Origin of the sequence: Roseovarius spongiae (genome assembly GCF_003651245.1) — a bacterium.
GTDB classification, from domain to species: domain Bacteria; phylum Pseudomonadota; class Alphaproteobacteria; order Rhodobacterales; family Rhodobacteraceae; genus Roseovarius; species Roseovarius spongiae.
Window position 1 is genome coordinate 208,071 of record NZ_RAPE01000005.1, and the last position, 18,759, is coordinate 226,829.

Sequence of the window (18,759 nt, forward strand, 5' to 3'; positions counted from 1 at the left end):
CAACCGGAAATAGCGTGACGTCGCAGCGACAGAATGCGCTGACCGAAAAAGGGTGACTCGTGCGACGAAACGAAGACCAAGCGGATCGCGGACGGCGCCCTGCCAAACAGGCGGGGGCGCTTGGCGTCCCCCGCAATGAGGCAGGGTTGCATGACTGGCTGGTGGCTTTGCTGTTGATCGCCCTCCTGTCGGCGCTGCCGCGGCTCGCCCTGGCCGGCGGGCCTGATCCGACAGCAGAGCTTTGCGACCAGGCGGCGCAGCGGGCCGCGCGTCATTCGGGCGTGCCCGTCTCGGTGCTGCGGGCGATCACCCGCACGGAAACCGGGCGCGCGCGCGGCGGAAAGCTGCAGCCCTGGCCGTGGACGGTCAACATGGAAGGAGTCGGGAAATGGTTCGCGACCGAGCGCGAGGCGCGCGCCTATGTCATGCGGCACTACAAGCGCGGCGCGCGCAGCTTCGATGTCGGCTGCTTCCAGATCAACTACAAGTGGCATGGGGCGGAGTTCACGTCCATAGACGCGATGTTCGACCCGCATGAGAACGCCGCCTATGCCGCGCGGTTCCTGAAATCGCTCTTTGCCGAAACCGGCGACTGGACCAAGGCCGCCGGAGCCTATCACTCGCGCACCCCCAAATACGCGGACCGGTACGAGGCCCGCTTCGCCCGCATTCGCAAGACGGTCGGCGGGCCGGCGCCGCCCGCGCCCGTCCTGGCCGCCGTCCGGGACGCGTCTGCCGCCTCCACGCAGGCGGCGCGCGTCAACGCCTATCCGCTCTTGCAGGCGGGGGAAGGCGCGGGGCGGTTCGGATCGCTGGTGCCGCTGGAAGCGTCAAGGCGTCCGGCATTGTTCGTCCTTGCCGCGCAGGAGTCCTGATCGATGAACGGCCTGCGCATCGGCAACCTGTTCCAGCCGACGGTCCTGCTCGCGCTTGCGCTGATGGCGATCATCGTCATGATGATCCTGCCGATGCCGCCTTGGGTGCTCGATGTCGGGCTGGCCGCGTCCTTCGGACTCGCGATCCTGATCTTCACCGTCACCCTCTTCATCGAGCGGCCGCTCGATTTCTCGGCCTTCCCGACGATCCTGCTCGCCTCGCTCATGCTGCGCCTGTCGCTCAACGTGTCCTCGACCAAGCTGATCATCGGCGAAGGCCATACCGGCGCCGGCGCGGCGGGCGACGTGATCGAGGGATTCGCGAGCTTCGTTATGGGCGGCAGCGTCTTCCTCGGGCTGGTGGTGTTCGGCGTGCTGATGATCGTGAACTTCATGGTCATCACCAAGGGGGCCGCGCGCATGGCCGAGGTCGGCGCGCGCTTCGCGCTCGACGGGATGCCGGGCAAGCAGCTGGCGATCGACAGCGACATGTCCGCGGGCGCCATCGACCACGCCGAAGCGCGCGAAAGGCGCGAGCGCGAACAACAGGAAACCACCTTCTTCGGCTCGCTCGACGGGGCGTCGAAATTCGTCAAGGGGGACGCGGTCGCGGGCCTCCTGATCACGTTGCTCAACCTGGTCATGGGGCTGGTGATGGGCACGGTGGTGCATGACATGCCGCTCGGCGCCGCGTTCGAGACCTACGCGATCCTGACCGTGGGCGACGGGCTGGTGACGCAGATCCCGGCGGTCATCATCTCGATCGCGTCGGCGCTGCTGCTGTCGCGGGGCGGGGCGATCGGCGCGACCGACATCGCGCTCGCCGCGCAGCTGGGCCGGCACCCCGCGGCGATGGCGACGGTGGCGTTCCTGATGGCGCTGTTCGCACTGGTGCCCGGGCTTCCCTTTGCGCCGTTCATGCTGGGCGGCTGTGCGCTCGGGGCGACGGCGCTGGTATTGCACCGGCGTGAACGGGCGCGCGCCCATGAGCGCCCCGAACCGCGGGACAGCGCCCCCGAATCGACCGGCAAATCGCTCGGCGACCTGCTCGAGCTTGACGACATCCATGTGGAGTTCGCCCCGGACCTCGTGAACCTCGTGCTCGATCCCGGCACCGGGCTCGACGCGCGGATCACCAACATGCGCACGCATGTGGTCACGCAGTTCGGGATGATCCTCCCCGAGATCCGGCTGACCGACGACCCGACGCTCGGGACCGGGGCCTACATCATCCGGGTGCAGGGGGTCGAGCAGGGGCGCGCCACGCTGCGCGGCGATCACCTGCTCCTGCTCGATCCCGACGGAACGCCCGATGCGCCGGCGGGCGACACGGTGAGCGAGCCCGTCTACGGCGCGCCCGCCCGCTGGATCCCCGAGGCGCGTCAGGATGACGTGGCGCTGACCGGCGCGACGCTGGTGGCCCCCGCGGAAATCCTCGCGACGCATCTGCTCGAGGTGATCCGCCGCAACCTGAGCCGCCTGCTGACGATGAAGGCGATGCGCCGGCTGCTCGACGAGATGGTGAATCTCAGCGACCCGGCCCGCGCCGAGGCCAACCGCAAGCTGCTGGATGAGATGATCCCGGACCGCGTGCCCGCCGACCTGCTCCACGCCGTGCTGCGGCTGCTGCTGGCCGAACAGGTGTCGATCCGCAACCTGCCGCTCATCATCGAGGCGACGGCGGAGGGCCGCCAGATGCACAAGGCGCCCGAGGCGATCTGCGAACATGTCCGCCAGCGGCTCGGCTTCCAGCTAGTGGCGGCGTTGCAGCGCGATGACGGCTCCTTGCCGCTGATCCAGCTGGCGCCGGAATGGGAGGATACGTTCAGCACCTACCAGGTCGACCAGGACCGCGCGCGGCTCGACGTCGCGCTGCCGCCCGAACTCTTCAACCGTCTGACCGAGTCGGTGGCGGGCGAAGTATCCCGCGCCGCCGAATCGGGGGTGTTCCCGGCGATCGTCACCTCGACCGCGCGCCGCCGCTTCCTGCGCACTGTGCTGGCGGCCAAGAGCATCGCCAATCCGGTGCTCTCCTTCGAGGAAATCGGCATCGAGGCGCGCCCCGCGCTTGTCGGGGTGGCGGCGGCGTGAACGCGCTGGCGGAGCTTCTGTCGTTGTCGCGGGAGATGATCTGGCTGTACGCCGTCGTGTTCCTGCGGGTCGGGCCGGTGATGTCGCTCTGTCCCGGCTTCGGCGAAAACTCGGTTCCCGTCCGGATCAAGCTGGCGCTGGCGCTGGTCTTTACCGTTATCGTCGCCCCCGCCGTCGCGGATATGATCGGCCCCGCCCCCGCCACGCTGATCGCCTTCGCCTGGCTCGCCATTGCGGAGGCGGTCGCGGGGCTTGCGATCGGGATCGGGCTGCGGCTGTTCCTGATGGCGCTTCAGACCGCGGGATCGATGGCGGCGCAGGCCACGTCGCTGAGCCAGATCCTCGGCAGCGCCGGGATGGAGCCGCTGCCGGCGATGGGGCATCTGCTGGTCGTGGGCGGCCTTGCGCTGGCGATGCTGCTCGACCTGCATGTGCATCTCGCGCAGATGGTGATCGCCAGCTACACGGTCCTGCCGGCGGGCGAACTACCCGAAACGGCGGCGCTGTCGCAATGGGGCGTGGCGCAGGTCTCAAACGCCTTTGCCCTGGCCTTCAGCCTCGCCGCGCCCTTCGTGATCGTGTCCTTGCTCTACAATCTCACCCTCGGCATCATCAACCGCGCCATGCCGCAGATGATGGTCGTCTTCGTCGGCGCGCCGGTCATCACCTTCGGCGGTCTGTTCCTGCTCTTCCTGCTGGCGCCGACCATGCTCACGCTCTGGATGGAGGCGCTCGACGGCTTCCTCGCCAACCCGTTCGGGGGCCGCTGATGGCCGGGCAGCAGGACGACACGGACAAGAGTCACGAGCCGACGCAGCACAAGCTTGACGAGGCGCGCAAGAAGGGCGAGCTGGTGCGCTCGGCCGATCTCAACACTGCCGCTGCCTATGTCGGTTTCCTGCTCGCGGGGCTGACCGCCGGCGCCGCCTCCGTGGAAGCGGTGAGCGACGTCTTCCTCGGGCTGCTCGGCGGGCCGGATCGCCTCGCGCCGCTGATGTTCGGCGGACAGGCGCGGGCCACGGCGGGCGGACTGATGGGGGCGATCGGCCTCGGGCTCGCGGCGTGGCTGATCCTGCCCGCCGCGGCGGCGCTTTTGTCGGTGCTGGCGCAACGCAGCCTCGTCGTCGCGCCGTCGAAGCTGAAGCCCAAACCCTCGCGCATCAACCCCGTCAGCAACGCGAAGAACAAGTTCGGCCCCTCCGGCCTGTTCGAGTTCGCCAAGAGCCTGGCCAAGCTGGCGCTCTATTCCGTGCTGCTGGGGCTCTACCTGCAATGGCGTCTGCCCGAGATGGGCGGCGCGCTCACCGCAGAGCCGCGCGGCGTGGGCGCATTGATGGTGCGGATGCTGCTCGAGTTCATGATGGTGGTCTGCGTGATCGCCATCGCGATCGGGGCGGTCGATTACCTCTGGCAGCATTTCGATCACATGCGGCGCAACCGGATGTCGCACCAGGAGGTCCGCGACGAGCACAAGCAGCACGAGGGCGACCCGCACATGAAACAGGAGCGCCGCGCCCGCGCCACGCAGATCGCGTCGGAAAAGATGATGACGGACGTGCCGACCGCCGACGTGGTGGTGATGAACCCGACCCACTACGCCGTCGCCCTGCGCTGGAGCCGCGAACCGGGCGCGGCGCCGGAATGCGTCGCCAAGGGGGTCGACCACATGGCGCTGGCGATTCGCGATCTTGCGCGCGAACATGGCGTGCCGGTGCGCCAGGACCCGCCGACCGCCCGCGCCCTTTACGCCACGACCGAGATCGGGCAGGAGATCGACCCTGACCACTACCGCGCCGTGGCCGCAGCCATCCGGTTCGCCGAAACCATGCGCCGCCGCGCCGGGAGGCGGGGATGAGCCGGCAGGATCCGACCGGGTTGGGCGAGGTTGCCGGCCTGCTCTTCGAGACCGAGCAGGCAAAGCTGCGCGACCTCATGCGCCGCGAGGCCGAGCTGCGCCGGGCGCTGGCGGAACTCGACGATCATCGCAAGGCCGCGGCGGCGCTGCCGCCGACGCAACTGAGCGCGCCGCGCGCCGTCGGCGCGGACCTGCTCTGGCAGGGCTGGGTCGGGCGCAGGCGGGCGGAGCTGAACACCGAATTGGCGCAGGTTCTGGTGCGCAAGGCGGGACGCATGAACGATCTGCGCCGCGCCTTCGGACGCAAGGCCGCGATAGACGAGCTTGGGAACCGCGCACGCGCCGAGGCGCGCGAGGCCGCGGGCAAACGCCGCGAAGACGCGGTTCAGGCGCTGGGCGTCATGCGTCCTGGCGGTTGATGTCGGTGATCAGCACGCTTGCGACCTCGGGGCCGATGACGGCCCGCGCCACCTCGAGCAGCGCCGCGCGCAGCACGTCGAGCTTGCGCGCGCTGGTGAACGCGCCCTCGAAACCGCCCATGTTGGCGTGGTCGAACAACACCTGGAGGAACTGGTCGCGCAGCTTCGGTTCGCGCAGGTAGACGGTTTCGGGGCTGCCGCCCGCAAGCTCGATGCTGAGCGACATCACGACGAGCGCGGCGACCTTGTCGCGCGTGACGACGGGCACCACGAACTGGTTGTTGAGCTTGACGTAATCCGCGTCGGCAGGGTTGCCGCCATGATCGTCATCGCGGGCCTTCACGGCCGGCGTTTCGAGCGCCGGTTTCGCGGCCTCCCCGTCAGCCGCATTCCCGTCAGCCGCCACGGGGGCGGCAGGCCTGAGCGCAAGCCCCGCGCCGACGCCGCCGCCGATGCCGGCGAGCATAAGAACCAGGGGCAGCAGTTTCTTCATCGCGCTCTCCTCAGAACGGCAGGACCGCGTCCAGCACCTGCTGGCCGATCCGCGGCTGTTGCACATCGGTGATCTGGCCGCGCCCGCCATAGGAAATCCGAGCCGAGGCGATCTTGTCATAAGTGATCTCGTTCTGGCGCGAAATGTCGGCGGGGCGCACGTAGCCGCTGACCAGCAGTTCGCGCATCTCGAAATTGACGCGCACTTCCTGGCTGCCCTGGATCGACAACACGCCGTTCGGGAGCACCTGCATGATCGTGGCGGCCACCCGCAGGGTCAGCTCCTCGCGCCGCTTGACGGATCCGTCACCGCCCGAGCGGCCGGCGGCATTGATCGACACCGCGTCGGCCATGCTGGCGCCCTCGGGCAGTTTCTCGTCAAGCCGCTGGGGAATGCCGAAGAGCTGCGGCACGCCCATGCTTTCGGAGCTCGAGCGCGAGCGCGAGGTGGAGTTCGATATCTCGGCCTCGTCGTCGATCTCGATCACCACGGTGAGGATGTCGCCCCGCTGCATCGCGCGCCGGTCGCCCAGCAGCGATTGACGCCCCGACGCCCAGAGCGAGGCGCGGTCCGTGGCGCGGTGGGGCTCGAGCGTGGCGGGCAGGTCGCTGCCGAACATCGCCGCCTGCTCGGGCCCGTCCGAGACGGGGGTAAAGCTCGGCGCCTTGCCGAGGTGATCCATCTTGCCGCAGGCCGAGGCGAGGGCGACGAGGCAGAGATAACGGAGCGAACGATGCATGGGTATTCCTTCAGTTCGAAACCTGCACGCGCCCGTCCGGCAGGACGTGGCCCGAAACGGTGAGGCGCGAGGCGAGGTTCATCACCCGCACCCGTTCGCCGGGCCCGGCGCGCGACAGCGAGCGGCCCTCGGTCTGGATGGCGACGCCGCCGGCGGCGTAGATCAGCGCGACGATCTGGTTGCGCTCGACCAAGGCGGGCGGGCCGACATCGCCGGGACGGATGGGCCGGCCGGCATAGAGCGCGACGCGCGCCTCCTGTCCGATGACGGTGTCGACATCGGAAACCGCGCCGACCACGTCGCCCTTCTTGACCGCGACATCCTGCGCCCCGATGAGCGTTTGCGCGCGGATGGTGCGCGCCGCGACGACGGTGTCGGCGGCGGCGGGCGGAGCGGCGAGCGCGGCGAGAAGGGCGAGCGCGCGCATCAGCGGATCTGGGTCGTCGCGCCAAGCATCTGGTCGGCGGCGGAAATGACCTTGGAATTGAGCTCATAGCCCCGTTGCGCCTCGATCAGCTCGGTCACCTCGCGCACCGGGTCGACGGAACTGTCCTCGAGATACCCCTGCCGCAGCGTGCCCAGCCCGTCCTGCCCGGGCGTGGTGGTGAGCGGCGGGCCCGAGGCCTCGGTCTCGCTGAAGAGGTTGCCGCCGCGCGCCTCCAGCCCCTTGGCGTTGGTAAAGCCGGTGAGGGTGAACTGCCCGAGCAATTGCGCCTCGGTGCTGTCGCGGAAATAGGCGTACACCTCGCCCGCGCCGTTGACCGAGATCGAGCGCGCGTCCTCCGGGATCACGATTTCCGGGGCGACGGCGAAGCCCTCGGAGTTGACGATCAGCCCCTCCGCCGAGCGTTTCAGCGCCCCGTCGCGCGTGTAGGCCGCCTGCCCCGAGGGCAGCGTGACCTCGAGATAGCCGTTGCCCTCGATCGCGAGGTCGAGATCGCCGCCCGTGGCCGAGAGCGACCCCTGCTGCAGGTGCACCGACACCGCGGCGGGCCGCACCCCGAGCCCGAGTTGCACGCCGGTGGGCAGCACCGTGCCGTCGGCGGCGTTCACCGTGCCGGGGCGCGCCATCTGCTGGTAGTGCAGGTCCGCAAACTCCGCGCGGCGGGTGTTGTAGCCGGTGGTGGACATGTTCGCGAGGTTGTTCGAGATGGTCTCGACCCGCATCTGCTGGGCCGCCATGCCCGTGGCGGCGATCTTGAGGGCGCGCATGTCAGGCTCCTATCGTGTGGAAATGAAGGTTTGCATCGCGGTGCGCAGGCGTTCGTTCTCGGCGTCGAGAAAGCTCTGGCCCATCTCGTAGGCGCGCTGGACCTCGATCATTCGGGCGATCTGGCCGATGGGATCGACATTGGCCCCCTCGAGATAGCCTTGCAGGATACGGCCGCCGATGGCCGGCTCGACCCCGTTCTCCGAGCGGAACATCACGCCGTCCTCGCGCAGAAGGCCGATGGAATCGGTCGGCATGACCAGCCCGATCTGCGCCAGCGGCCTGCCGTCGCCGCTTATCGTGCCGTCCGCGGCGACGCCGAGATCGGCGGCGTCGGGCGGGACGAACACGGGCGCGCCGCCGGCGTCGAGCACGCGGAACCCGTCCGGCGTGACGAGATCGCCTGTCGCCGAAAACGCGAAGGCCCCGGCGCGGGTCAGCCGCACGCCCTTGGGCGTCTCGACCAGGAAGAACCCGTCGCCCTCGATCGCGAGATCGAGCGCGCCGCCGGTCTGCCTGAGCCCGCCCTGCACCGTCGAGGTCATGCGCACGTCCGCCGAGGCCATCGACAACGACGGGCCGTCCTCCATCCGCTTGACGTGCTCGGCGAAGATCAGCCCCTCCTGCCGGAAGCCGGTGGTGGCGGCGTTGGCGATGTTGTTCGCCACGATCTGCATCTCGCGCATCAGCCCGGATTGCCGGGTAAGCGCGGTGTAACCTACGTTATCCATGTCATCCTCCGATGATGAGCGGAATCAGCCGGTCCTGGAAGAAGGACACCAGCGTCTGCGTCATGAACCCCATCGACATCCAGAACACGGCGACGATCGCGATCAGCTTGGGCACGAAGGTCAGCGTCATCTCCTGCACCGAGGTGAGCGCCTGGAACAGCCCCACCGTCAGCCCGGCGATCAGCGCAACCGCGAGTATCGGGACAGAGACGATCACCGCCACCCAGAGGCCCTGGCGCATCGTGTCGAAAAAGATCAGCTCGTTGTGCATCCGCTCAGACCGGCATCCGCAGGATTTCCTGGTAGGCCTCGACCACCCGGTCGCGCACCGTCACCGCGGTTTCAACCGCCAGTTCCGACTGCGCCAGCGCCTGGACGAGCGCATGGGGGTCGGCTTCGCCCATCATCGCGGCCTTGGCGGTGGTTTCGGCCTCCTGCAAGGTCGCGGCGAAATCCCGCGCGAGGCCGGCGGCCATCTCCCCGGCCCCCCCGCTGCCCGGTTCGGGCTGCGTGGCGGGGCGGGCGGCTGCATATTTCTGCGTGGCGTTGAGGGCGGAGACATCCATTCTGGACTCCTTTCATGAGGTTTCGTTTCTGGTCGTCAGCGGCGCAGCAGGTCCATCAGGCTGGACGACATCTGCCGCGCCTGGTCGAACATCTTGAGGTTCGCCTCGTAGCTGCGCTGCGCTTCGCGCGCGTCCGCGATCTCGATCACCAGGTCCACATTCGAGCCGTTATGGTGGCCGGTTTCATCCGCCATCGGGTGGCCGGGATCGAAGACGCTCTCGAGCTCGCTTTGGTCGAGCCGCACGCGCCCCGGCTCCACCAACCCCGGGATGGCGCCGGACATCGCCGTCTCGAACGAGACGGTCTTGCGCCGGTATCCGGGCGTGTCGGCGTTGGCGATGTTCTCGGACACGTGGCGCAAGCGGCGCGACTGCGCCTTGAGGCCGCTGGTCGACAGGCTGAGGGCGTCGGAAAAGTCGGTCATTCGGGATGCTCCTTGCGGGGCGCGTCAGCGCCGCCCGGCGGCGGCGCGCAGGATGGTCAGGCCGGATTTGTAGATGGCGATGGCGCGGTCATGCTGGCGCTTGACCTCGACCGCATTGAGCATCTCGGCCTCGAGCGAAACAGAGTTGCCGTTGGGATCGCTCATTCCGCCGGGGCGTCGGACGGTTTCGAATCCGCCCCCGCCGGGCGCGCCAGTGAGATGCGCGGCGCGCGTCGCGCGGGCCGCGAAACGCCGGTCCTGACCTTGGTAGGCTTCGGCGAAGGGGGCGATATCGCGCGCGGCGTAGCCGGGGGTGTCGGCATTGGCCATGTTACGCGCCACGACCGCCTGCCGCGCCCCCGCATGGGCAGCCATCGCCTGCGCCATGCGGAAGATTTCCAGTTTCTCGAACATCGGGGCTTCTCCCTCGATCGGTTTCAACCAAGGCTTAACCCTGATTCCTTTAAAAATTGTTTTCAGGAATCGTTTTCGCGAAATTGATGGAGCGCGCGATGCATGACAGCGGATTGGCCGGCCTCGGGGCGGTGATATCGGACCTCCGGGCGGCGCGCGCGGTGGGCCGGGTCGCCACGGTGGCGGGCGCCACGCTCGACGTGTCGGGACTGCCCGATGCGGCGCGGCTGGGCGACCGGCTCTGCGTGATGCGCGCCGGGCAGCCGGCTCTCTGGGGCGAGATCGTTCAGCTGGGGCCCGCGGGCGCCGTGATGCTGCCCGACGAGGATACGACCGGCGTGTCGCTGGGCGATCCGGTGGCGCTGCACGGGCCCGTGAGGATCGCGCCCGCCGATCACTGGATCGGGCGCGTGATCGATCCGTTCGGCGCGCCGCTGGACGGCCGCCCGCTCCTGCCCGGCGCGCAACCCCGGTCGCTGCGCGCCGCCCCTCCACCGCCCGCGCGGCGCGCGCCGCTGGGCGAGCGGCTGGAAACGGGGATGGCGGTCTTCAACACCGCGTTGCCCATCGTGCGCGGGCAGCGGCTCGGGTTGTTCGCCGGCTCGGGCGTGGGAAAATCGAGCCTTCTGGGACGCCTCGGGCGGCACATGCAGGCGGATGTGGTCGTCTTTGCGCTGATCGGGGAGCGCGGGCGCGAATTGCGCGACTTCGTCGAGAACGTGCTTGGACCCGAGGGGATGGCGCGCGCCGTCGTGGTGGCGGCGACGTCGGACCGTGCGCCGCTGGTGCGCCGGCGCTGCGCGTGGACGGCGATGGCGGTGGCCGAACATTTCCGCGATAGCGGGCGCGACGTGCTGTTGCTGGCCGATTCGATCACCCGCTTCGCCGAGGCGCATCGCGAGGTCGCGACCGCCGCCGGCGAGTTGCCGAGCCTGCGCGGCTTTCCGGCCTCCACCGCGCACACGATCATGTCGCTTTGCGAACGCGCGGGGCCGGGCGTCGTGGGGCAGGGGGCAATCACCGCCATCCTCAGCGTGCTCGTCGCAGGCTCGGACATGGACGAACCGGTGGCCGATATTCTGCGCGGCGTGCTTGACGGCCACGTGGTGATGGACCGCGAGATTGCCGAACGGGGGCGATACCCCGCGATCGATCTGTTGCGCTCCGTGTCGCGCAGCCTTCCCGGCGCGGCGACGCCGGATGAGAATGCGACGATCGGTCGGGTGCGCGGCCTGTTGGGCGCCTACGCGCGCTCGGAAGCGATGCTGCGCGCCGGGCTCTACACCGAAGGCTCCGATCCCGAGCTCGACGTCGCGATCCGCGCCTGGCCCGAGCTCGACGCTTTCATCGCCGAGCGCGAACCGGTCTCTGTCCGCAACAGTTTCGACAGGCTTGCACTGATCCTGCGGCGCGCAGGCGCGGCCCGCGCGGGCCAGGCGCCGAAACCAGCCGGTGCGTCCCTGCCGGCGCGTTCGCCGTCCAGTCCCCGGGCGAATACGGGCGATCAATGAAGCCTGACGACGCTGTCGTCGAGACAGGGATGGCCTGTCCCGCTCCGGCGCGTTGTTTTGCGGCGGGCGCCTATCGGCTGCCGCTCTCCAATAGCGCGAGCGCGACGGAGCCGCCGGTCTGCGCCGCGAAACCCGACACCTGTTCGCGCAACAGATAGCGTTCAATGAGCCGCTGACGCATGTCCGCGTCGGCCATCCGATCCAGGCTGTCGATGCCCAGTTGGCGCGCGGCGCGATCCTGGAGCTCCTCGACCTGGCGGTCGAGATCGATCTGACCGAATCCGTCGGGCAGGCCCAGCGCGCGTTCGAAGACCTCGCGCAGCGGCGGATTGCCCATGACGCGCAGCCACTTCGTCTCGTCGCTGGCGGAACCGGCGGCGATGTCGGGCAGGGCGCGCTCGGCCGTCATGGCGAGGCGCATGGACTGGTCCTGCTCGCCCACGGCGACCTCGAACTGGCGGGCGCGAAACCTGGCGGTGATCTGCTGGCCAAACCCTTCGAAACCCGTGCGCGCGCCGACGAGGTTGCCGAACCCGAACGCATCCGCGAACTCGCGGTAGCGTGTATCCGTGAGGCGGGTGGCGAGCGCGCCTTCGGCTTGGGTGCCGCCCTCGAGGATCTTGCGCACGAAGGCCTTGCTGTCGAGATCGTCCTGCAATCCGAATGCGCCAAGCGCGACGCGCAGCAGCCGCCGGTCCGAGACCAGCTGCTCGGCCGTCTCGATCTCGCCGATCTTGGCCTCGAAATACGCGGTGTCGCGGGTGATGCGCGCGCCGCTGTCGAATGCGGCGGCCTGCGCCTCGCGCGTGCGCGTGAGGAAGGACCACCCGGCAAGGCCGCCGAGGGGAATGACCGGCTGATAGCTCATGACGCGCGGTGCGCCAGCAGCCGTTCCTCGCGCGGGAGCAGCGCGCGCAGCGATTTCAGGCACTGGTAAAACTGTCCGTCGAGAATCGCCTGCGTGGCCGCCGTCAGGCGCGCGTGGCTGTCCGGGTCGGTCAACACCTGGCTCAATTCCTCGATATGGCGCAAGAGCGGCAGGCGCGCGTCGGCCGGGTCGGCGTCCCCCGACAGGACGAGTTGCGCGGCGTAGCAGACCCGCCGCACAGGCGTGGTGGCCTCATCGGGGTGGATCGCGTCGCGCAGGCGCAGGATGTTCGCATCCGGCGTGACGATCGACAGGCGCGACCGCCGATCGCCGTTCTCGACCACCGCGCCGTTGATGAGCACACGCTCCTTCGGGCCGAGCTTGAGAACGAGGCCGCTCATCCTTCCCGCCCCCGCTCGCGCAGCCCGCCCATGACGGCGGTGTTGATCTCGATCAGCGGCGCGGGAGAGGCGCCCTCGGTCAGCACCCTGGAGCTGTGCAGATGGGTGAACTCGGCGAGATAGACGATCCGCGCCCTGATCTCGGGCGGCAACGGGTTGGCGTCGTCCGCCACGTCGGTCGCGAGCAGGGTCCAGAGCCTGCGGTTGTCGTGCAGCGCATCGGCCAGCCGCGCGAAGCCGCGCGATCCCGACCCGGCGCTCGATCTGATCCTGTTGGTTACCCGCGCGAAGGCCTCGTACTCGGCGCTGCGGGGGGTCTTGATGGTGCGCGCGCTTCGGCTGTAGGCGTCCTGCGCTTGGCGAATGGCGTTCACGTTTGCATCCTTCCGGCTCTGTTCGGGGTGACGGGGCTGAGGTCAGGCGCGCCCGCAGGCGCGCCTGAAGGTCGGTCATCACCGGAACAGCGACAGGATGCTCTGCGGCGCCTGGTTGGCGATGGACAGCGACTGGACCGCCAGCTGCTGCTGCACCTGGAGCGCCTGAAGCCGCGCCGACGCCTCTTCCATGTTCGCATCGACCAACGCGCCGATACCGGACTTGAGCGAATCGGTGAGCTTCGAGACGAAGCTGACCTGCGTCTCCACCCGGCTCTCGGCCGAGCCAAACGCCGCGGAGGCGTTGGTCGCCTGTTTGATCAGCCCATCGATCGCATCCAGCGCGCCCGTGGCGCCGGCATCCGTGGTGACGTCGATATTCTGCACCGCGCTAAGACCGCCCGAGGATGCGCTCGATCCCGCCGTTCCGCCGGTCTGAACACGGGCGAAGATATTAATGTCACCGTTGCTTGTCCCCGCGTCGCCGTTGTTGATCGTGAACTGGTTGGTGTTCGTTCCGGTCCCCTGCGTCACGGTATAGCCCAGCCCCGAACCCGTCGCCGCGCCGAAGAAGGCGTTGATCTGGTTCGTGAGGTTCCGCGCCACGTCCTCGGTGCCATCGGTCGCGCGCGCGACGTATTCGAAGGTCCGCTGGCCGGCGGTCGTGCCGCCGCCCGCCACGTTGACGGTCACGTTGTCGAGCACGATCTGATAGCTGTTGCCTTCGGCGACCTGCCCGATGGTGAACGTTTCGTTCGCGTTGTTGGAGATGGTGTCGGTGTTGTTGGTCCCCGGATCAAAGACGGTGTCATCGTGGATCGTGTTCGCGCCCGAACCCTGGAAGATGGCGCTTGCCGCCGCGGTATTGGCAGCATCCGTACCCCCGAAGGTTTGGGCGGTGACTGGCGTGGATACCGAAAGGTTCTGGCGTTCGACCTCGATATGGCGGCTGGTCACGTTGCCGTTGGCGTCGCGATCGAGCGAGGCGAGGATGTTCATCTTGTCCGTGCTCGACCCGTCGATCAGGTTGAGCCCGTTGAACTGCGCCGCGCTAACGACCGATTTGATCTGTTCCTCGAGCGCGTCGATGTCGGTCTGGATCGAGGAGCGATCGACGTTCTCTTCCTGTGCGGCGACGATTTTCGCCTTCATGTCGATCAGGAGGTCGGTCACGGTTTCCGAGGCGTTGCGCGCCACGGCGACCGAACTTTGGCCAAGCGACAGGCTGTCGCTGATGGCCTTGAACCCCTTCACGTCGGATTCCATCACCTTGGAAATCGCGAAGATCGCCGAATTGTCTTTCGCGCTCGCAACCTTCTTGCCGGTCGAAATCATGTCCTGGGTCTTGGTCAGGTTCGAGTTCACCGATTTCAGGGTTTGCAGCGCGGTCATCGCGCCATTGTTGGTCAGAATGCTGGACATTGCATGTTCCTTGAGCCTGTGGCGCTTTGCGCCGGTTACACGTCGCGCCCCCATCGGGGGACGGCCTGAACTGTCTTTCTGACAAGTGCAGGAGGTCCGCCGGACCGACTGCGCCATCCAGATCGGATGCAGGGGGACAATGCGCCGCGAGTTGCTAACGGACTGCTAAGCCGTGCGCGCCATCTGACCGGCATTTGCCTCAAATTCGATCAGGCGCGTTTTTCGAACTCATGCACGATTTCGCCCTGCAACACGGTCTTGCGCCCGCTTTCGTCATAGGTTTCGAGCGTCCGGCGAATCTTGCGAAAGGCCGCCATGCGGCCGGCGACCCTGCGAATCCCCTGCAACGCCCCGTCAAGAAGGGCCTGGTTGCGAATCACCTTGCCATGCAGCGCGCCGATTTCGGCCCCGCCGGCATGCCCGGCCGCGTTGAGCGCGTCGATCAGCGCCTCCTTGGCCGTCAGCAGCGCGCCGATCCCGTCGAGGTCGCCGACCAGCAGCGCGCGGCGCTCTTCCTCAAGCAGCTGGTCGAGCCGGTCGATCAGGATCTGGGTGTCGTTCGGGTCATCTGTCATCATTTTTCTCCATCAGTGCCTGATAAAAACTGTCCGCGAGGCCGATCCCGCCCGATCGCACCATCTCTTCCGCCAGTGCCTGGCGCTGGAACGAGGCGAACTGCTCTTCGCCGATGCCGCCGCCGAACGCCTTCGGTTGGGTTCCGAGGCCAGCAGCCTTGAGCATTTCGGCAAGAAACGCCGCCTCCAGCCTTTCGGCGGCCTCGCGTGCGGGCGACGCGGCGGCGACCCCCGGGCGTGGCGTCATCGGTTGGATCGGCGGAATATCGGTCACGCTGTTTACCTCGAATTGAGCGAATTCAACCTCATTGAAACGCAAAGCGGTAAAGAAGCGGTAACCGGAATCGGGCATGCTCGGCGCATCGAGGAAGACACCCGGAGGTAGAGATGCCCAGCCCCCTTTCCGCCCCTGCCGGCCCGGTTTCACCGGGCGCGGCGCGACAGGATACGCCATCCCCGCCTGTGGGGCGCCGCGGCGCGGACGGTTCCGGGCGGCGTTCGGGTGAACGTTTCGATGAGCTCTATCGCGAACGAGCGGATGGTGCCGATGGCGCAGCAAACATGGCCGAGAGGGACAATACCACCGGGCGGGCCGCGCGATCAGGGGACACCGGCCTGACCGGCGCCCGCAATCACGAGGAAAACGCACAGCGTTCCGACGATCATGATTCCGGCACGCCCACGTCAGACCAGGCGGGGTTTCAAGCGCGACCGGATCAACTGCGCCCGGAGGCCGAGGCGGAAGGCTCACCCCTTGCGGACACGGCTGGTCAGGGGCTTGCGGCGTCGTCGGTTACGCCGGGCGAAAGCGGCGCCGGACACCCTGCCCTGCCGGTTTCACAACGCGCCGCGAACCCACCGCAGGAATCGGCGGTGTTTAACCTCCAGGGCCTTGGCCAGGACCGTTTCGCAGGACCCCCGCCCGATCGGGCGCGGCCGGCCGTAGTGCGCATGGAGATGCCGGAAACCCCCGTCGACGCCGGCAAGGCGTCCGGACCCGGCGCCAAGGCGCAAATGGCCGCCCGCCCTGATGGCGGACCTCTCAAGGAAGCTGCGCCGCGGTCGGCGCCCCTGCCCTCTTCGGCGTCGACGAACCTATCTGACGGGATTGGCGCAAAGGTCGGCGACATGGCGGGACCGTTGCGACCGGTCGGAAGCGGGCGAGCCGATCTCGGCCAGGTGGGTGAGGGCACGGCGCAGATGCGATCCGACGCGACCGGCGCAGCGCGCGGTCAAGGCATCGGTTCGCCGAATGGGACCGCGGCCCTGACCCTTGCAAACGCGCGCAGCGATTCATTGCAGGCGGCGACAACGACAACCGGCGGATCCATTGGCAGGAGTGTCCCTGAAGCGACAGACCCGCCCCTAACCGATCAACCGGGCCCGCGGCATGATGCGGCCGCGCGCGGCGTGGCTTCCGGCGCCTCGGACCCGCGCGAACCGGGTGCGCGAAACGCCCAACCCTTGCGCCTCGTTCAGGGCGAGAACATCCGCGCCGGGGGGGCGCAATCGCCTGCCTCCTCGGCTACCGGACCTTTCGGAATTGCCGAACGTCCCTTGAGCGGCCCGCTCGCCGACCACGCCTCCGATACGGCGGAACTTGGGGCGCAGGATTGGCGCGGCGGGCGCATCGGGCCGTCCGACGTTCAGCCCGCCTCGCCGCATCGCCCCGATGACGCGCGGCGCGTGGCGGTTCAGATTGCCGAGGCCGCGCGCGGCGGCGGCGAGCGGCCCATCGATCTCAATCTCAACCCGGCCGAGCTTGGCCGGGTGCGGATCACGCTGAGTGGCGCGGACGGGATGATGCATGTGACGGTGTCGGCGGAACGGGGCGAAACGCTCGACCTTATACGCCGCCATATCGAGCTCTTGTCGGAAGCGTTCCGCGATATTGGCTACGGCGGAAGCAGCTTCGCATTTTCCCATGAGCGTGATGCGCAAGACCGCTCGGGATCGGGGCGATCGCCCTCCGCAACACAGGACGAGCCGTCTGTCCCACCGGCGATGACCGACGTCGCGCCGTCGCAGCGCGCGACGCGCGCGGATCGGCTCGATATCCGTCTCTGAAGGAGGAATCCGCATGGAAATCAACACGTCTCAAACCCCTCGGCCCGCTTCGGAACCGCGCCCCCAAAGCCCGGCCGCGGCGACGGACGCGCTCAGCTCCGATTTCGAGACATTTCTGAAGATGCTGACGGTGCAAATGGAGAACCAGGATCCGCTCAACCCGGTGGATTCCTCCGATTTCGCTTCACAGCTCGCCGCTTTCTCGGCGGTTGAGCAACAGGTGCGCACGAATGAACTGCTTGGCGGACTGTCCGAACAGATGGGCCTCATGGGGTTTGGGCAACTCCAGGGATGGGTCGGCATGGTCGCGCGGGCCGAGATGCCGATCGCCTTTGACGGCGCGCCCGTCGCGTTGCGCTACACGACCGAAGCGGACAGCGACCTCGCGCAGCTCGTCGTGCGCAACGAGGCGGGGGCCATCGTCCATCAGCAGGCCGTGCCGCCCGGCGGCGGCGACATGACCTGGAACGGACGCGACGACACCGGCGCGGCGTTGCCCGACGGAACCTACAGCCTGAGCGTCGATTCGTTCCGAGGCGAGTCGCTGCTCGGCTCGACCCCGGTCAAATCGCAGGCGAAGATCGTCGAAGCCCGGCTTGCAGGAGGCAGCACGATCCTGGTGATGGAGGGCGGCCACGAAATGCCGGCGGCGTCGGTCGATGCCCTTTTGCGCGCGGACGCGGCGTGAGCGCGCCCCTTGGGGCGATTAGCGTCCGCGCCGGACCCTGGTTTCGGGAATGACGCCTTTGCGCTCCGCCCTCCCGCGCCCGTTGGCCGGACCAGTTGCGCCTTGAACTGTTGCGGCATGACAACATTCTGACGGCTGCGGCAAGGCATCCGGGCGAATGATCACCCGGCAAGGTGTTATTAATTTAGCGTGTTCACAATGGCTTGACTAAATCTCGCGGCGGTTCGGCAATCTCCCGCACAAAAGGCGCAAACCAGGGAAAACCGTTCCGTTTTCGGTTTGATTGTGCGATATTCACGGCAAGGTTTGTGGAGATTCAAATTCAATTCAAGCTTGGAGAGAGCAATGAAGAAACTCACGACTTTCGCAGCCGCTGCGGCGCTTGCCGCCGCCGCAGCGGCGCCCGTCGCCGCCAAGGACGTCAGCAATGATCCGTTCGTGTCGACCCAGGGCTCGATGGGCATGAACACCGCCGCGCTGGTCGCGGCCGGCGTGGCTGTCGGCATCATCGCGATCGCGGCGATCGACGCAAGCGACGACACCTGAAATTTTACGGGGCGCAACTGCGCAACGGCACGAGGAGAAGGCAGCCCGCCTAGGCTGCCTTTTTCGTTCCCGGTGAGACCAGAGATGCCGAAAAGCATCAGGTCGCCCATGGAAAAATTTCTGATGTCATTTGAAAAAAGAGAATGTTACAGTGGCGGCGTGAAGGCGTCCTCCGCCCCTCATGGCTACAGGATTAACCGGTTAAAAAGAGGAACGAAAACATGATCAAGACTATCGCAACCGCCGCGGCATTCGCCCTCGCCGCCGCCGCTCCGGTCGCTGCGCAAGACGTCAACAATGACCCGTTCGTGTCCACCCAGGGCTCGATGGGCATGGGCACCGGCGCGCTGGTCGCTGCCGGTGTGGCTGTCGCCATCATCGCGATCGCCGCTGTCGACTCGAGCGACGACACCTGAGCGCACTTACCGCGTCACGACGCGGACAGAGCAACCTGAAAGGCAGCCCACGCGGCTGCCTTTCTGCTTTTGC

The 18,759-nt window shown here is 67.9% G+C and carries 25 protein-coding genes; 10 read left to right on the plus strand and 15 right to left on the minus strand.

Annotated elements, in window-relative coordinates:
- The first annotated feature begins 161 nt into the window (after positions 1–161).
- Genes D6850_RS16180 through D6850_RS16200 form a run of 5 tightly spaced genes read left to right on the plus strand, consistent with a single transcriptional unit; the run spans position 162 to position 5,240 of the window.
- Complete coding sequence (locus D6850_RS16180) at positions 162–875, plus strand: lytic transglycosylase domain-containing protein (protein ID WP_425452404.1); 714 nt, start codon at positions 162–164, stop codon at positions 873–875.
- 3 nt (positions 876–878) lie between these two features.
- Positions 879–2,966, plus strand: coding sequence for a flagellar biosynthesis protein FlhA (gene flhA / locus D6850_RS16185; RefSeq protein ID WP_121168652.1), 2,088 nt, complete (start codon positions 879–881; stop codon positions 2,964–2,966).
- 35 nt (positions 2,967–3,001) lie between these two features.
- Entirely contained in the window at positions 3,002–3,736 is a 735-nt protein-coding gene (locus tag D6850_RS16190) for a flagellar biosynthetic protein FliR (RefSeq protein WP_121168712.1), read from the plus strand.
- Positions 3,736–4,821, plus strand: coding sequence for an EscU/YscU/HrcU family type III secretion system export apparatus switch protein (locus tag D6850_RS16195; protein WP_121168653.1), 1,086 nt, complete (start codon positions 3,736–3,738; stop codon positions 4,819–4,821). The genes D6850_RS16190 and D6850_RS16195 overlap by 1 nt, the downstream gene beginning before the upstream one ends.
- Positions 4,818–5,240 carry a hypothetical protein gene (locus tag D6850_RS16200; protein WP_121168654.1) on the plus strand — a complete coding sequence of 141 codons (423 nt, stop codon included), beginning with the start codon at positions 4,818–4,820 and terminating at the stop codon, positions 5,238–5,240. The genes D6850_RS16195 and D6850_RS16200 overlap by 4 nt, the downstream gene beginning before the upstream one ends.
- Here D6850_RS16200 and D6850_RS16205 read toward each other — a convergent pair.
- Genes D6850_RS16205 through D6850_RS16245 form a run of 9 tightly spaced genes read right to left on the minus strand, consistent with a single transcriptional unit; the run spans position 5,221 to position 9,818 of the window.
- Complete coding sequence (locus D6850_RS16205; protein ID WP_121168655.1) at positions 5,221–5,733, minus strand: flagellar basal body-associated FliL family protein; 513 nt, start codon at positions 5,731–5,733, stop codon at positions 5,221–5,223. The two genes, D6850_RS16200 and D6850_RS16205, sit on opposite strands and share 20 nt — an antisense overlap.
- A gap of 10 nt (positions 5,734–5,743) precedes the next feature.
- Entirely contained in the window at positions 5,744–6,472 is a 729-nt protein-coding gene (gene flgH, locus D6850_RS16210; RefSeq protein ID WP_121168656.1) for a flagellar basal body L-ring protein FlgH, read from the minus strand.
- Between the two features lie 10 nt (positions 6,473–6,482).
- Positions 6,483–6,899, minus strand: coding sequence for a flagellar basal body P-ring formation chaperone FlgA (gene flgA, locus D6850_RS16215; RefSeq protein ID WP_121168657.1), 417 nt, complete (start codon positions 6,897–6,899; stop codon positions 6,483–6,485).
- Entirely contained in the window at positions 6,899–7,684 is a 786-nt protein-coding gene (gene flgG / locus D6850_RS16220) for a flagellar basal-body rod protein FlgG (protein WP_121168658.1), read from the minus strand. The genes flgA and flgG overlap by 1 nt, the downstream gene beginning before the upstream one ends.
- A 9-nt stretch (positions 7,685–7,693) precedes the next feature.
- On the minus strand, positions 7,694–8,413 hold the full coding sequence (locus D6850_RS16225; protein ID WP_121168659.1) for a flagellar hook-basal body complex protein: 720 nt from the start codon (positions 8,411–8,413) through the stop codon (positions 7,694–7,696).
- A 1-nt stretch (position 8,414) separates the two neighbouring features.
- Positions 8,415–8,684, minus strand: a complete 270-nt coding sequence (locus D6850_RS16230) for a flagellar biosynthetic protein FliQ (protein WP_121168660.1) — start codon at positions 8,682–8,684, stop codon at positions 8,415–8,417.
- Between the two features lie 4 nt (positions 8,685–8,688).
- Positions 8,689–8,979 carry a flagellar hook-basal body complex protein FliE gene (gene fliE / locus D6850_RS16235; RefSeq protein ID WP_121168661.1) on the minus strand — a complete coding sequence of 97 codons (291 nt, stop codon included), beginning with the start codon at positions 8,977–8,979 and terminating at the stop codon, positions 8,689–8,691.
- 35 nt (positions 8,980–9,014) lie between these two features.
- Positions 9,015–9,404 carry a flagellar basal body rod protein FlgC gene (flgC, locus tag D6850_RS16240; RefSeq protein ID WP_121168662.1) on the minus strand — a complete coding sequence of 130 codons (390 nt, stop codon included), beginning with the start codon at positions 9,402–9,404 and terminating at the stop codon, positions 9,015–9,017.
- Between the two features lie 24 nt (positions 9,405–9,428).
- Positions 9,429–9,818, minus strand: a complete 390-nt coding sequence (locus D6850_RS16245; protein ID WP_206019301.1) for a FlgB family protein — start codon at positions 9,816–9,818, stop codon at positions 9,429–9,431.
- A 98-nt stretch (positions 9,819–9,916) separates the two neighbouring features.
- Between D6850_RS16245 and D6850_RS16250 the strand changes: the two genes are divergently transcribed.
- Positions 9,917–11,329, plus strand: a complete 1,413-nt coding sequence (locus tag D6850_RS16250; protein WP_121168713.1) for a FliI/YscN family ATPase — start codon at positions 9,917–9,919, stop codon at positions 11,327–11,329.
- Positions 11,330–11,399: 70 nt separating this feature from the next.
- On the opposite strand, the gene D6850_RS16255 is transcribed toward D6850_RS16250, so the two are convergent.
- The 6 genes from D6850_RS16255 to D6850_RS16280 all read right to left on the minus strand — a co-directional run bounded on the left by D6850_RS16255 (position 11,400) and on the right by D6850_RS16280 (position 15,321).
- A complete protein-coding gene (locus D6850_RS16255; protein WP_121168664.1) occupies positions 11,400–12,197 on the minus strand; it encodes a DUF1217 domain-containing protein in 798 nt (265 codons plus the stop codon).
- Positions 12,194–12,598, minus strand: a complete 405-nt coding sequence (gene flbT / locus D6850_RS16260; RefSeq protein ID WP_121168665.1) for a flagellar biosynthesis repressor FlbT — start codon at positions 12,596–12,598, stop codon at positions 12,194–12,196. The genes D6850_RS16255 and flbT overlap by 4 nt, the downstream gene beginning before the upstream one ends.
- Positions 12,595–12,972 (minus strand): flagellar biosynthesis regulator FlaF, encoded by a 378-nt coding sequence (flaF, locus tag D6850_RS16265; protein ID WP_121168666.1) that lies wholly within the window; start codon positions 12,970–12,972, stop codon positions 12,595–12,597. Before flaF ends, flbT begins: the two co-directional genes overlap by 4 nt.
- A gap of 78 nt (positions 12,973–13,050) precedes the next feature.
- A complete protein-coding gene (locus D6850_RS16270; protein WP_121168667.1) occupies positions 13,051–14,394 on the minus strand; it encodes a flagellin in 1,344 nt (447 codons plus the stop codon).
- A 209-nt stretch (positions 14,395–14,603) separates the two neighbouring features.
- Entirely contained in the window at positions 14,604–14,969 is a 366-nt protein-coding gene (locus tag D6850_RS16275) for a flagellar protein FlgN (protein WP_121168668.1), read from the minus strand.
- Entirely contained in the window at positions 14,959–15,321 is a 363-nt protein-coding gene (locus D6850_RS16280; protein ID WP_245964220.1) for a rod-binding protein, read from the minus strand. The genes D6850_RS16275 and D6850_RS16280 overlap by 11 nt, the downstream gene beginning before the upstream one ends.
- 209 nt (positions 15,322–15,530) lie before the next feature.
- Here D6850_RS16280 and D6850_RS16285 point away from each other — a divergent pair, with 209 nt between their 5' ends.
- From D6850_RS16285 to D6850_RS16300, 4 genes are all read left to right on the plus strand, one after another.
- Positions 15,531–17,036 carry a flagellar hook-length control protein FliK gene (locus D6850_RS16285; protein ID WP_166434099.1) on the plus strand — a complete coding sequence of 502 codons (1,506 nt, stop codon included), beginning with the start codon at positions 15,531–15,533 and terminating at the stop codon, positions 17,034–17,036.
- A gap of 13 nt (positions 17,037–17,049) precedes the next feature.
- Positions 17,050–17,724 (plus strand): flagellar hook capping FlgD N-terminal domain-containing protein, encoded by a 675-nt coding sequence (locus D6850_RS16290; protein WP_121168670.1) that lies wholly within the window; start codon positions 17,050–17,052, stop codon positions 17,722–17,724.
- Between the two features lie 345 nt (positions 17,725–18,069).
- Positions 18,070–18,270: a hypothetical protein gene (locus D6850_RS16295; protein WP_121168671.1), complete on the plus strand. Its 201-nt coding sequence runs from the start codon at positions 18,070–18,072 to the stop codon at positions 18,268–18,270.
- Between the two features lie 221 nt (positions 18,271–18,491).
- A complete protein-coding gene (locus D6850_RS16300) occupies positions 18,492–18,686 on the plus strand; it encodes a hypothetical protein (RefSeq protein WP_121168672.1) in 195 nt (64 codons plus the stop codon).
- Positions 18,687–18,759: the final 73 nt, after the last annotated feature.